Origin of the sequence: Nocardioides cavernae (assembly GCF_013410035.1) — a bacterium.
Classification (GTDB): Bacteria; Actinomycetota; Actinomycetes; order Propionibacteriales; family Nocardioidaceae; genus Nocardioides; species Nocardioides cavernae_A.
Genome location: NZ_JACCBW010000001.1, coordinates 727,548 through 740,992 on the forward strand (window position 1 = coordinate 727,548; position 13,445 = coordinate 740,992).

The 13,445-nt window shown below is 72.7% G+C and carries 13 protein-coding genes; 4 read left to right on the top strand and 9 right to left on the bottom strand.

Annotated elements, in window-relative coordinates; genetic code table 11:
- Positions 1-40 precede the first annotated feature (40 nt).
- Positions 41-670 carry a hypothetical protein gene (locus tag F4692_RS20900; protein WP_257029475.1) on the bottom strand — a complete coding sequence of 210 codons (630 nt, stop codon included), beginning with the start codon at positions 668-670 and terminating at the stop codon, positions 41-43.
- An 84-nt stretch (positions 671-754) separates the two neighbouring features.
- Between F4692_RS20900 and F4692_RS20905 the strand changes: the two genes are divergently transcribed.
- Together F4692_RS20905 and F4692_RS03530 are read left to right on the top strand one after the other, a co-directional pair.
- A complete protein-coding gene (locus F4692_RS20905; protein ID WP_308645145.1) occupies positions 755-1,777 on the top strand; it encodes a GTP pyrophosphokinase in 1,023 nt (340 codons plus the stop codon).
- A 34-nt stretch (positions 1,778-1,811) separates the two neighbouring features.
- A complete protein-coding gene (locus F4692_RS03530; RefSeq protein WP_179618226.1) occupies positions 1,812-2,945 on the top strand; it encodes a calcium:cation antiporter in 1,134 nt (377 codons plus the stop codon).
- A gap of 87 nt (positions 2,946-3,032) precedes the next feature.
- On the opposite strand, the gene F4692_RS03535 is transcribed toward F4692_RS03530, so the two are convergent.
- From F4692_RS03535 to F4692_RS03555, 5 genes are read right to left on the bottom strand one after another with little or no spacing between them, the layout of a single operon-like run.
- Positions 3,033-3,824, bottom strand: coding sequence for an ABC transporter substrate-binding protein (locus F4692_RS03535; protein WP_179618227.1), 792 nt, complete (start codon positions 3,822-3,824; stop codon positions 3,033-3,035).
- 28 nt (positions 3,825-3,852) lie between these two features.
- The gene (locus F4692_RS03540) at positions 3,853-4,449 is read right to left on the bottom strand and encodes a GTP-binding protein (protein ID WP_308645146.1); all 597 of its coding nucleotides are present in this window, start codon (positions 4,447-4,449) and stop codon (positions 3,853-3,855) included.
- Entirely contained in the window at positions 4,430-4,798 is a 369-nt protein-coding gene (locus tag F4692_RS03545; protein ID WP_179618229.1) for a DUF742 domain-containing protein, read from the bottom strand. The genes F4692_RS03540 and F4692_RS03545 overlap by 20 nt, the downstream gene beginning before the upstream one ends.
- A 13-nt stretch (positions 4,799-4,811) precedes the next feature.
- Positions 4,812-5,252, bottom strand: a complete 441-nt coding sequence (locus F4692_RS03550; protein WP_179618230.1) for a roadblock/LC7 domain-containing protein — start codon at positions 5,250-5,252, stop codon at positions 4,812-4,814.
- Complete coding sequence (locus tag F4692_RS03555) at positions 5,249-8,653, bottom strand: sensor histidine kinase (RefSeq protein WP_179618231.1); 3,405 nt, start codon at positions 8,651-8,653, stop codon at positions 5,249-5,251. Before F4692_RS03555 ends, F4692_RS03550 begins: the two co-directional genes overlap by 4 nt.
- Positions 8,654-8,866: 213 nt before the next feature.
- Between F4692_RS03555 and F4692_RS03560 the strand changes: the two genes are divergently transcribed.
- Positions 8,867-10,036: an endonuclease gene (locus tag F4692_RS03560; protein ID WP_179618232.1), complete on the top strand. Its 1,170-nt coding sequence runs from the start codon at positions 8,867-8,869 to the stop codon at positions 10,034-10,036.
- 117 nt (positions 10,037-10,153) lie between these two features.
- Here F4692_RS03560 and F4692_RS03565 read toward each other — a convergent pair whose 3' ends face one another.
- The 3 genes from F4692_RS03565 to F4692_RS03575 form a co-directional block, all read right to left on the bottom strand.
- A complete protein-coding gene (locus F4692_RS03565) occupies positions 10,154-10,366 on the bottom strand; it encodes a hypervirulence associated TUDOR domain-containing protein (protein ID WP_179618233.1) in 213 nt (70 codons plus the stop codon).
- Between the two features lie 83 nt (positions 10,367-10,449).
- Complete coding sequence (locus F4692_RS03570) at positions 10,450-11,133, bottom strand: AIM24 family protein (RefSeq protein WP_179618234.1); 684 nt, start codon at positions 11,131-11,133, stop codon at positions 10,450-10,452.
- 90 nt (positions 11,134-11,223) lie between these two features.
- A complete protein-coding gene (locus F4692_RS03575) occupies positions 11,224-11,784 on the bottom strand; it encodes a helix-turn-helix domain-containing protein (RefSeq protein ID WP_179618235.1) in 561 nt (186 codons plus the stop codon).
- A gap of 67 nt (positions 11,785-11,851) precedes the next feature.
- On the opposite strand from F4692_RS03575, the gene F4692_RS20910 reads away from it, so the two are divergent.
- Complete coding sequence (locus F4692_RS20910; RefSeq protein WP_179618236.1) at positions 11,852-13,432, top strand: bifunctional NAD(P)/FAD-dependent oxidoreductase/class I SAM-dependent methyltransferase; 1,581 nt, start codon at positions 11,852-11,854, stop codon at positions 13,430-13,432.
- Positions 13,433-13,445: the final 13 nt, after the last annotated feature.

Sequence of the window (13,445 nt, forward strand, 5' to 3'; positions counted from 1 at the left end):
CGGGGCGCCCCGTCCGGGCGTCCGAGCCGTTCCCGGCGGCTCAGGCGTCGGGGGCGGCGAACACCACGACGAAGGTGACCGGCGCGAGGCACTGCACGCCGGTCTTGGGTAGCTTCGGCGCCACGGTGAACCCGGCCTCGCCCGCGTCGATCGCGACGTCGGTCGGAGCGTCGCAGCCGAGCGCGACGACCGCTCCGTAGGGGGTCGCGTCGGGGTTGTCCGCGCGCACCCGGGCCACGGCGTCCTCGACCACCGTGCCGAACCCGTTGCGGAGCTCGACGACGAAGTCCGAGACCGCCTGGTCCGTGTCGAGCGCGAACGCCATCTCGGACACGCTGCCGCCGCCCTCGGTCCGGCTCACCAGCTGCGCCTCGGTCACGCCGGCGGACCCCGTGGCCCCGATCGGACCGTTGCCCGCGCTGCCCGCGTCGCTGTCGGGCGTCTCGGTCGGGGTCTCGGTGGGGGTCTGGCTCGTCGTCTCGGACGGGCTCGGCGTGCTGCTCGATGCCGCCGGGTCGCTGGCCGTCTCGTCCGCGGGGTCGTCGCCGCAGGACGAGAGGGACGCGGCGAGCGCCAGCACCACGAAGGGGCCCGCGAGACGGGCCGACCGGGTGCGGGCGCCCGAGCGGCGCAGCGGGGTGTTCGACGAGGTACGGGGCGAGGTGTCCATGGTGGTCCGACGATAACCAGCGCATGTCGGCTCCCTCGCGAGGCGCGTCGACGGCGCGCGGTGCGCACTGGCAGGCTGTGCGACGTGAGCGAGGCGAACGACCAGGGGCCGGACCGGGCAGCCGACCGCGGCGAGCCGGTCCGCGAGGCCGTACGTGCCTACGCCGCGCGCCAGCCGCGCCTCACCGCCGCGACGGCCGCGTGGGTCACGCTCGTGCGCACGCTGCTCGACGACGCCGGCATCGACTACCTGAGCGTCACCGGACGCACCAAGAGCGTCGCGTCGTTCTCGGCGAAGGCGAGCCGCTCCGACGGCGACGGGCTGCTCTACCCCGACCCGCTCGAGCAGATCACCGACCAGATCGGCGTGCGCGTGATCACCTACGTCCACAGCGACGTCGCCGCCGTGGCCGAGCTGCTCGACGACGAGCTGACGATCCTCGACGACCGCGACCTCGGCGAGGAGACCGCGCGCTCGGGTCGCTTCGGCTACGCCAGCCGCCACCTCCTCGTGCGTGCCGACGAGGGCGACGAGCACGCGGGCCTCGCCGGCGAGCGGGCCAGCATCCAGGTCCGCACGGTGCTCCAGCACGCGTGGGCCGAGTTCGAGCACGACATCCGCTACAAGGGCAACGTCCCCGAGGACGCCGCGGCCGACCTCGACCGGCGCTTCACCCTCGCCGCCGGGCTCATAGAGCTCGCGGACCGGGAGTTCGCCACGATCCGCGAGCGCATCCAGGCCGCGGCCCCCGGCAGCACGGCCGAGCCCGAGGCCGACCACATCGTCGGCCAGGACCTCGCGACCTTCCTCGCCGGGCACTACAGCGACGCCGGGTGGTCGCACACCGACCACTACGACTGGATCGCGGACCTGCTCGCCCAGCTCGGCATCGACACGGTCGACGACCTCGCCGACCTGCTGACGTCGGTCGACGCCGACGCCGTCATCCGCCGCATGGGCTACCGCTACCCGGCCGGTGCCGTGCGCCGCCTCGACGACGCGCTGCTCGCGATCTTCGGCGAGCAGTACGTCACCCTCGAGGGCAACAGCCATCGCGTGCCGCTGCTCCGGGCGAGGCTGGAGAAGCTCACCACCCCCGAGGCCTGAGGACGCGCTCGGGCCCGGCCCCTAGGGTTGGCCCGTGAACCGGCCAGCATGGACGACCGTTGCTCCCCTCCTGGCCATCGCGGCCCTGGTGCCGGCGTGGTTCGCCCACCCCGAGAGCGCCGCGGTGCTGGGGCTCCTCGCGCTGCTGCTGGTCGGCGCCGTGCTCGCCGCGGTCCACCACGCCGAGGTCGTCGCGCACCGCGTCGGGGAGCCGTACGGCTCGCTGGTCCTCGCGGTGGCGGTCACGATCATCGAGGTCGGCCTGATCGTCACCCTCATGGTGACCTCCGACAAGGACGCCTCCGGCCTCGCCCGCGACACCGTCTTCGCGGCCGTGATGATCACCGTCAACGGCATCGTCGGCATCTCGCTCCTGGTGGGCGCGCTCAAGCACCACCTGGCCGTCTTCAACCCCGAGGGCACCGGGGCCGCGCTGGCCACCGTCATCTCGCTCGCCGTGCTGTGCCTGGTGATCCCGTCGGTGACCACCTCCCAGCCCGGGCCGGAGTTCACCGGGGCGCAGCTGGCGTTCGCGGCGATCGCCTCGCTGGTGCTCTACGGCATGTTCGTCTTCACCCAGACGATCCGGCACCGCGACTTCTTCCTGCCGGTCGAGCCGGCCCGCTACGCCCCGCTCGTGACGTCGCCGACCGAGTCCTTCGAGCACGAGCCCGTCGACCTCGACCAGGACGGCCACGCCGACCCGCCGACCGACCGCGCGGCCCTGGCCAGCCTGCTCCTGCTCGTCGTGTCGCTCGTCGCCGTCGTGGGCCTGGCCAAGATCGAGTCCCCCGCGATCGAGTCCGGCGTCGCCGCCCTCGGCTTCCCGCAGGCCGTCGTCGGCGTGGTGATCGCCCTGCTCGTGCTCGCACCCGAGACCATCGCCGCTGTCCGGGCGGCGGCACGCAACCGGGTCCAGGTCAGCCTCAACCTCGCCCTCGGCTCCGCGATGGCATCGATCGGCCTCACCATCCCGGCCATCGCCGTGGCGAGCATCTGGCTCGAGGGCCCGCTGGAGCTCGGCCTCAACCAGCTGCAGACGGTGCTGCTGCTCCTGACCGCCGCGGTCGCGATCCTCACCGTCGTGCCCGGGCGCGCGAAGCCGCTCCAGGGCGGGGTCCACCTCGTCCTGCTCGCGGCGTTCCTGTTCCTGACGATCGCGCCATAGGTCGGTCCCCGAGCGGGCGCCAGGACGCAGCACGGCCCGGCAGGGAGCCTGCCGGGCCGTACGTGCGAGCGGGACTGCCGAGGTGGGTCAGCCGAAGTACGTCGAGTAGATCTCGTCGTAGCGGCCGCTCTCGCGGAGCTCGGCGAGCGTGCTGTTGATGGTGCGCAGGAGCGGGATGTTGCCGTCCTTGCGCACCGCCATGCCGTACTGCTCACCGGTGTCGAACTCGCGCGACAGCTTGAGCTTGGGGTTGTCGGCGACGAACTGGCCCGACACGGTGTTGTCGAGCATCGCGGCGTCGAGCTCCCCGGAGTTCAGCGCCTGCTGCAGGCCGGCGGCGTCGTCGTACGCGACCACCTCGGTGCTCTCCGGCGCGTAGTCGCTGAGGTAGGTCTCGCCGGTGGTGTCCTTCTGGACCCCGACCCGCTGGCCGGCGAGCTCGGCGATCTGGTCGAGACCCGAGCCGCGCGGCGTGATGAGCGCCTGCTTGGCGTCGAAGTACGGGCTGGAGAAGTCGAGCACGCGGGCGCGCTCGCCGGTGATCGTCATCGCCGAGATCGCCACGTCGCACTCGTCGGTGTTGAGCGACGTGCCCGACGTGATGTCGTCGAACGCGACGTCGATGACGTCGAGGTCCACACCGAGCTCGTCGGCGACGGCCTGGCCGAGGTCGACGTCGAAGCCGACGAGCTTGCCCTTCTGCTCGTAGACGAAGGGCGGGTACGGGGCGTCGGTGCAGACCGTGAGCGCCCCGCCGAAGACCAGCGAGGTCTCGGACAGGGCGTCGGCCTCCTGGCCGGCCGCCTCGCCGCCGCAGGCGCTCAGCGACGCCAGCAGGGCGACGGAGGACAGGGCGGCTGCCGCGATCCGGGCAGGCATCGAACGACTGGTCGTGCGGTTCATGGCGTCAGTTCGCATTCACGGTGAGCGACTCGCGCAGTCGCATGAGGGCGTATTCGGTGATCTTCACGAGCGCACCCTTGGCCTGCTCGCGGTCGCGAGCGTCGAGGCTGATGATCGGGATGTCGGCGGGCAGGGCCAGCGCGGCAGCGATCTCCTCGGCGGGGTAGCGCGGCACGCCGTCGAACTCGTTGACGGCGACGATGAAGGGGATGCCCTTGGACTCGAAGTAGTCCAACGGCGAGAACGACTCGTCGAGACGGGCCACGTCGACCAGCACGATGGCGCCGATGGCGCCCCGGCAGAGGTCGTCCCACATGAACCAGAAGCGGCGCTGGCCGGGCGTGCCGAAGAGGTAGAGGACCAGGTCCTCCGCCAGCGTCAGTCGACCGAAGTCCATCGCGACCGTGGTGGTGGCCTTGGTCGGCACGGCAGCCAGGTCGTCGACGCCCTCGGACTCGTTGGTCACGAGCGCCTCGGTGCGCAGCGGGTCGATCTCCGAGACGGCGCCGACCAACGTCGACTTGCCGACACCGAAGCCGCCTGCGATGACGATCTTCGTCGACGCAGCCGCGCGCTGTGCCTTAGTAGTTTCGAAGTCCACGGAGGGTCCTTTCGATGAGCTCGAGGCGCTCATCTGTCGACGTCTTGTCGGTGATGGTGGCCTGGATGCGGACCAGGCCCTGCTCGATCAGGTCACCCAGCAGCACCCGGGTGACGCCGATCGGCATCTTGGTGAGGGCCGACACCTCGGCCACGGAACGCCGGTCGCAGACCTCGAGAACCTGCGCGGCTGACGGCGACAGGGCCGGCGCCTCCGCACCTGCCTGCAGACGGAGCGTGGCCTCCATGGCCAGCTCGACCTTGGCGGCCGTCCGTCCGGCGGTGAGGGTGTAGGAGCGGACGAGGCGGGGGCGGTAGCCCTCGTCCTCGGGCTCGACAGGCGGCGTCATGTCGCTGGGCCGGTCAGCCGCCCGTACCGACGCGGGCCTGGGCCTCGACGGTACGTCCGACGCGGTCCACCAGCAGGGCCATCTCGTAGCCCACCTGGCCGATGTCGGCCTCCTCGGTGGTGAGGACGGTGAGGTTCGACCCGTCACCGACGCTCATCAGCATGAGGAAGCCCATCTCCATCTCGACGATGGTCTGCATCACCGAACCGCCCTCGAACAGGCGGGCGGCGCCCACCGCGAGGCTGGCGAGTCCGGAGGACACGGCGGCGACCTGCTCGGCACGCTCGCCCGGGATGCTCGTGCTCGAGGCCATGAGGAGGCCGTCGGCGGACACGAGGATCGCGTGCGCGGCGTCGGGGACGTCGTCGACGAAGCGCGACATCACCCAGTCGAGGTCTCGGTCGTCACCAGCCGTGCCGGTGGCGGCGGGGGCGGCGAAGGAATCGTGCGTCATGCGGGGCCTGCTTCCGTGTGCTGGGTGGAACTCTGGGCGGCTGCTCGACCGCGGCTGACCCCGGCCTTGTGGGCCTGGAGCCGGCGGCGGATCGCTTCGGGGTCACGTGTCTTGGTGGTCGTGGGCGGGGTCACGCTACCGGGGACGAGGCGCTCCCCGGGGGCACGTCGCGGGAGTCCCACGGCGGTCGGGTCGGCGGCGGGCGCCTCCTCGGCCACGTGCTCGGCGATCTCCCACCCGCGGTCGACCTCGGTCTCGTGGATCTGGCTCGCGTCACCGGTCAGCCAGCCCGAACGCATGGACTTGAAGATCGGCGACTCGCCACCGGCCCGTGCGGGCTCGGCGTTGCTCAGACCGTTGGAGTGACCGTTGGAGTGACCGTTGCTGTGCCCGTTGGCGTGCCCGTTGCTGTGCTCGAGGGGAGCCTCGGGCTGGTACGGCGTGGTGGGCGGCTCGTACGCCTGGACCGGGTCGGCCAGCGGCTCGGGCTCGACGACGGGCTCCTCGGCGACCGGCTCGGCGACCGGCTCGGCGACCGGCTCGGCGACGGGCTCCGGGTCGACCACCGGCTCGGAGGACGCCGGCTGCGGCGAGCTGGCCGGGGTCCCCAGTCCGAGCGGGTCGTTGCGGTCGAACTCGACCTCGTCCTCGTCGGCCTGGGCGACCGGCTCGGGCTCGACGACGGGCTCCGGCTCGGGCTCCGGGTCGGCCAGGGTCGGCAGCGGGTCGGACAGCGGGTCGAAGGCCCGGGTGGACTCCTCGACGCTCTCCGCCGGCGCCTCGGCGACGGGCTCGGTGACGGACTCGGTGACGGACTCGGTGACGGGCTCGGTGACGGGCTCGGTGACCTCGGGCTGGACCTCGGGGGCCTGCTCCTCGGCGACGGGCGGCTCGACGACGGGCTGCTCTGCGACCGGCTCCTGGACCTCCGGCTGCACCGGCGTCTGGACCTCGGGCGTGGTCTCGGCGCTGCGCGCCTCCTGCTCGGCCTGCGCACGCTGGCGGGCGGCCAGCGCCGTGATCGGCACGACGCGGGCGACCTTCTCCGCACGGCTCTCCGCCGACTCCGACGCCGTGGAGGCGGCCTCGCTGGTCTCGGCGGCAGGCGTGCCCCGCTTGCCGAACAGCGGCCCGGTCGCGCCGGAGGTCTCCGGCGGGAGGAACGCGTCGGCACCGGTGCGCGGCATGTTGGCGCCGGGGTCGCGACGCGGCAGCAGGCTGCCGAGCGGCGGACGGTCCGGCGTGGGCTCCGACATGCCGGCGGAGGCGACGGGGGCCTCCTCGGCACGCGCCGCAGGGGCCGGCGTCGTCGCGGCGGCAGGCGCCGGGGTGGGCTCGGCGGTCCTCGCGACGGGGGCGGCCGGCTCGAGGTCGGACTCCTCCTTCGCGTCCTTGCGCGCGGCCTTCGCCTCGGCGGCGGCGGCGCGCTCGGCGGCCTTGGCCTCTGCCTTCTGCTGGCGGGCCAGGTTGCGGGACTCACGCTTGGACAGGACCGGCGAGGTGACGGCACCGCTGTCGAGCACCTCGGCGACACCGGCCGGCGCGGCGACGGACTCGGCGGCCGGGGCCTGAGCCGGGGCCTGCGGCAGGTCGGGAAGGACCGAGGCGGGCAGGAGGACCATGGCGGTCATGCCGCCGCCGGGGTTGCGCGACAGGCTGGCGTCGATGCCGTGGCGCTCGGCGAGGCGCGAGACCACGAACAGGCCCATGCGGCGGGCGGTGTCGGGCGTGGCCTCGGCACCGTGCTGGAGGTCGTTGTTGAGCTGCTCGAGCTCGGCCGGCGGGACGCCGAGGCCGGAGTCGGTGATGGTGACGGTGACGCCGTCGGCACCGAGCTTGGCGGCCAGCCGCACGGGCTCGGCGGGCGGCGAGTAGGTCAGCGCGTTGTCGACCAGCTCGGTGAGCAGGTGGACCACGTCCGCCGCGGCCTCGTCGCCCACGCGGGTGTTGAGGTGCGACAGGATCTGCACCCGCTGGTAGTCCTGCACACCGGACGTCGCGGCCTGGAGGGCCTCGCCGACGGTGAGGCTGAACTGACCGGCGGCGCGGTTCGGCGCGTCGGCGAGGATCAGCAGCGAGTCGGCCGTACGGCGCATGCGCGAGGCGAGGTGGTCGAGGCGGAACAGCGACTCGAGGCGCTTGGGGTCCTCCTCGTCGTGCTCGAGGCGCTCGATCTGCGCGAGCTGCTGGTTGACCAGGGAGGTCGAGCGGCGCGAGAGCGTCACGAACATCGCGTTGACGGTCTGGCGGAGCTGGGCCTCGCCGGAGGCCAGGTGGATGGCCTGGCGGTGGAGGTCGTCGACCGCTCGCGCGACCTGGCCGATCTCCTCGTTGGTGTGGACGTCGATCGTCTGGATCGGCTCCGGCTCCTTGCCGGCCCGGATCCGGGCGACGGCGTCGGGCAGGCGGTGACGGGCGACGGCGAGGGCGCCCTCGCGGACCTTGCCGATCGGGCCGAGGAGGCTGCGGGCGATGAAGAAGGCCAGGGCGATCGCGGCGGCCAGGGCCAGCAGCGTCAGCACGGCGCCCACGAGGGCGTTGCGCTGGGCGTCGGAGGCGGCCTCGTCGAGGGAGTCGGTGACGCCGCTGACGAGCGTGGTCGTGAGCTGGTCGTAGGGGGCGTAGGCGTCACGGCCGTCGAGGTCCGTCGCGGCGTCGTCGCGGATCTGGCCGGCGTGCGCGGTGTTCTGCGTACGCAGCAGGGACGTCTGGTCCTCGGCGCCCTCGACGGACCCGGCGAGACGGTCGATGGCCGCCGCCTCCACGCCGATCTCCGAGAAGAGCTCCTGCGAGCTGGACTGGGACAGCGTCGTGGCGAGCAGGCCCTGCTGCAGGGCGAGGGACAGGCGGCCGCTCATGACCTGGGAGAGCTGCTCGAGGCGGGGCTCGGGCGTCTCCTGGGCGGCGTTCACGCTGGTGATGAGCTGCGAGACGCTGGACTCGAGCTGCCGGACGAGGGCGATCCAGGTGGCGGGGCCGAGGTTCTCGGCACCGTCGCCGCGCATGGCCTGGCTGAGGTCGAGCAGCGCGTTGACGTGCGCGGTCTGGAGCTCGTCGAGGTCGGCGGTGTCGCGTGCGGCGACCAGGGTCTCGGCTCCGGACACGATGTCGTCGATCGAGTCGATCAGGTCGCCCTGGCTGGCGGCGCTGTCCGACTGCGCGGCGACCATGGCGGCCTCGGAGGCGGTGAGGTAGCCGATCGCGGGCTCGATGATGGTGACCTGCTGCGCGCTGCGCGACGCCTGGCGGGAGTCGCCGTAGTCGCCGGACACGCGCAGGGCGCCGAGCACGGCGGCCAGCAGCAGCGGGATCGCCAGCGCCAGGGCCATCTTCCGGCCCAGCGGCCAGCCGGCGACCGAGAGACCCGCGCCCTTTCGGGGCTGGGCTGCATCCTGAGTCATGTGTGCCTCGCGTTTGGGGGTGGGCTGCTACGACGAACGCACCGGCTGGACCGGAGCAGACTCAACTTAAGGAGTCCCGCGACATTCCGTGGCGTTTTCGCAGAACTGTTGAGCAAGGGTGTATGGGGAACAGGGACCGACGCGCAGGGACGTCGCCTGCCGTTCACTCCTCGCCCTTCCGCAGGGCCCCGAGTTGGGGCAGGCTGCAGCGCCATGACCCTTCATCTCGGGAAGGGCCGGTCGCTCGCGGCCGCCCTCGCATCCTCCGTCGCCCTCGTCCTGTCGCTGGTGGTGCTGCCGGCGGCGGTGCCGGCAGCGGCCGCCGCTCCCCTCACCGTCGGTCAGGCGATCGGCCAGCAGACCGGGGCCACGCAGACCGTGCGCGGCTACGTGGTCGGGCAGCCGACCGCCACCAGCACGGTCGTACGCTCCGGCTTCCCCAGCGACTACGCGCTGGCCATCGCCGACTCGCCGTCGCAGACCAGCACGTCGTCCATGCTGTACGTCCAGGTCCCCGCGGCGTTCCGCACCCAGTGGGGGCTGAGGTCCAACCCGTCGCTCCTGGGCACGCAGGTCGACGTCACGGGCGCGCTCGCGGCGTACTTCTCCCACCCCGGCATGACCGGCACGACGGCGTTCGCCGCTGCCGGGGCCGGCAGCCCGACGGACCCGCCCCCGGCCGGCGGCATCAGCCCGTGGGACTCCACCTACTACGCGCCCGCGATCGGCAGGACGGGCGCGGCGCTGCGCACGTCGCTGCACGACATCATCGACGGGAACACGAAGCTGTCCTACGACGCGGTCTGGACCGCGCTCAAGGACACCGACCAGGACCCGGGCAACTCCGCCAACGTCATCGAGCTCTACACCGGCCGCTCGATCCCGAAGAGCAGCAACGGCGGGAGCACCGGCAACTGGAACCGTGAGCACGTGTGGGCGCAGTCGCGCGGGGGCTTCACCACCAGCGCCGGCCCCGGCACCGACCTCCACCACATCCGGCCCGAGGACGTCGCGGTCAACTCCACCCGCGGCAACAAGGACTTCGACGACGGCGGCTCGGCCGTGTCCGGCTGCTCGGACTGCTGGACCGACGCCGACTCCTTCGAGCCGCGTGACGCGGTCAAGGGCGACGTCGCGCGGATGCTGTTCTACATGGCGATCCGCTACGAGGGCGGCGACGGCTTCACCGACCTGGAGATGAGCTCGACCGTCGGCTCGTCCCCCTCGCGGATCGGCGACCTCGAGACGCTCATGGCGTGGAGCGCCGCCGACCCGGTGGACGCCTTCGAGATGCGGCGCAACGACCGCATCCACGCCCAGTGGCAGGGCAACCGCAACCCGTTCATCGACCACCCGGAGTGGGCGGCCGCGATCTGGGGCTGACGGGCCTCGCCATCCCCGGAGTCACCGGATATCCGGTGACCGCCCTGCCTACAGGTGCAGATCTCTACCTGTGGGCAGGGATCCCGGGTGCGAAGCATCCCGCCGCGCGAGCAGGGCTCAGGCCCGCTCGACCTCGCTCTGCAGCTTGAGCACGGTGGTGCCGTCCTCCTGCTCGATGACGTACGCCGGGTCGTCGTCGCTGCCGTGGCGGGTGATCTTCTCACCCTTCGTGGTGCGCGAGACGTCGTCGTGGTGGACCTCCTTCACGGTGCCCTCGGCCCACGACGAGCCCCACTTCCACTTCACGGTCGTGCCTGTGCGGATCGCCATGCATCCACCGTGGCAGGGCGACGCACGGGTGTCCTCACCCCTGCGTACGCCCTGCGTACGCCCTGCGTACGCCCGGGCGCGGCTCAGCCGCCCGAGCCGTGGCTGTGCGGCGGGACGACCGGACCCTCGGACGGCTGGACGACCACGAAGCCCGGGCCGTGGAAGGCGTACTGGAACGCCTCCCCCGTGCCGCCGCGCAGCATCGAGCGCATGTTCATCGAGCTGACGACCTGCGGCTGGAGGTTGGCCGACCAGCAGACGGCGGCGTTCATGTCGACGTAGGTCGGCACCTGCGAGCAGTCGAGGATCAGCGGCTGCCCGTCGCTCGTGAGCGCGACGGTGCCCTGGCCCTGGATCAGGGTGTTGAACATGCCGCCGCTCATCATCCCGGCGCCCTTGACGCGGTGGACGTCGTACTCGAGGTTCGCGTCCATCGCGAGCAGCGAGGTGCCGTTGACCGACAGCCCGTCGCCCTCGAGCTCGACGAGGAAGATGTCCTTGGCGGTGTCGGCGAAGAAGACCTCGCCCTGGCCCGCCACCGTCATCAGCGGCGTGTCCTCGGAGGTGACGAGGCGGCGCATCATCTTGCCGATCGAGCCCGCCGACTTGTGCTCGAAGCTCACCTGCCCCTGGAAGGCGACCATCGACCCCTTGGCCGCCAGCACCGGCTCGCCGAGCACCGCCCGCAGGGTCTTGCGGTGGTGCAGGCTGAACCGCGCGGTGGTCGGGTTCTCCTGGTTGGCCTGGTCGAACAGCTCGCTGCGCATGGTCCCCCCGTGGGTCGAGGCGGGCCGGGCGGCCCGCCGTGCGCGGTGGAGCCTGTCCAGATCGGGACGACCGCAAACCCCGCGGCGGCCTCAGGAGCGGACGTGCATCCGCTCGCCCTGCGGCCCGAAGATCGCCAGCACCTCAGCCGGCGCCGGCCCGGGGTTGCCGACCCAGTGGGGCGTACGCGTGTCGAACTCGACGACCTCGCCCGGCTCCAGCAGGAGGTCCTTGGTGCCGAGGATGAGGCGCACCCGGCCGCTGAGGACGTAGAGCCACTCGTAGCCCTCGTGGGTCTTGAGGCCCGGGCCGGGATCGTCGTCCACCGGCAGGACCATCTTGAACGACTGGAGGCCGCCGGGGCGGCGGGTGAGGGAGATGAACGTACGACCGTGCCGCACGACCGGCTTGGACCGCACCCGCGGGTCGCCCGTCTCCGGGGCGTCGACGAGCTCGTCGAGCGCGACCCGGTGCGCCCGCGCCAGGGGCAGCAGCAGCTCGAGGGTGGGCTTGCGCTGGCCGGACTCCAGCCGCGACAGCGTGCTCACCGAGATACCGGTCTCCTCGGCGAGGTCGGTGAGGGTGGCCTCGCGCTCGAGCCGGAGCTGGCGGAGGCGGGGGCCGACCCCGCGGAGCACTCCTGCGTCGTCCATGACGCCAGTTTGCCATTACAGCAAGAATGTTTGTCAATATCGCGAGGCGGCGCCCATCATCGTCACCATGAGCGAGAAGTCCCTTCCTGAGTCCTACGACGTCGTCGTCGTCGGTGGCGGCGCCGCCGGCCTGAGCGGTGCGATGGCCCTCGGCCGGTCGAAGCGGTCGGTGCTGGTGATCGACGCCGGCGAGCCCCGCAACGCACCCGCCGACCACGCCCACAACTACCTCGGCCGCGAGGGCGTACCGCCCCTCGAGCTGCTGGAGACCGGGCGGGCGGAGGTCGCGCAGTACGGCGTCGAGGTCGTGCCCGACCGCGTGGTCGGCCTGTCCGGCGAGGTCGACGACTTCCTCGTCACCACGCAGGGCGGCCGCCGCTTCCGGGCGCGCCGGGTGCTGGTCACGGGCGGCGTCGTCGACGAGCTGCCGGAGGTCCCGGGGCTGGCCGCGCGGTGGGGCGAGGACGTGCTGCACTGCCCCTACTGCCACGGGTGGGAGGTCCGGGACCGGCCGGTCGCCGTGCTGGCGACCACCCCGATGGCGGGACATCAGGCCCTGCTGTTCCGCCAGCTGACCGACGACGTCGTGGTCGTCGTGCACGACGGCGTCGAGCTCCCCGACGAGGAGGTGGAGAGGCTCGGGGCCATCGGCGTGCGCTTCGCCCACGGCACCCCGCAGGAGGTCGTGACCGAGGGCGACCGGCTCGTCGGCCTGCGCCTGGCCGACGGCTCGGTGCTCGAGCGCGACGCGATCGTCGTGGCGTCCCAGCCGCACGTCCGCGCCGACTTCCTGGCGCCGATGGGCATCGAGCCGAAACCGTTCGAGATGAACGGCATCGCCTTCGGCTCGGTGATCGAGGTCGAGCCGGGCACCGGCGCCACGTCCGTGCCGGGCGTCTTCGCCGCCGGCAACGCGACCGACATCGCGATGATCCTGGTCGCCTCGGCCGCCCACGGCACCCGCGTCGGCGCGTGGATCAACGCCGAGCTCGCGGGCGCCGACGCAGCGAAGGCCGTGCGCGCCTACCGCGACGGCTTCTTCGAGCAGCCGGCCTGGGAGGAGCGCTACTCCGGCGACAAGGTCTGGAGCGGCAAGGTCAACCCCCAGCTCGAGGCCGAGGCGGCCGACCTCGCCCCCGGCCGCGCCCTCGACGTCGGGTGCGGCGAGGGCGGCGACGCGCTGTGGCTGGCCGCGCGCGGCTGGCAGGTCACGGCGTCGGACTTCGCGGAGGCCGCGCTGGCGCGGGTCGCCGAGCACGCCGCCGAGGCAGGCCTCGCCGACCGCGTCGAGACCCGACGCCTCGACGTGAGGGCCTTCGAGGCGGACGGCGAGCAGTGGGACCTGGTCACCTCGCACTTCGTGCACCTGCCGGACGGCGGGATGGTGGACGTCGTACGCCGCCTGGCCGCCGCCGTCGCCCCGGGCGGGACGCTGCTCGTGGTCGGCCACGCTCCGAGCGACGTCCACACCGGCCTGCGCCACGGCCACCACTCCTTCATGCACACCGCCGACCAGCTGCTCCCGGCGCTGGACGACGGCTGGGAGGTGGAGGTGTGCGAGTCGCGGCCACGCACCCAGGCGCACCCCGAGACCGGCGAGCCGATCGACATCGCCGACGCCGTCCTCCGCGCACGCCGGAGGCGCTGAGGGCCGGGCGGCA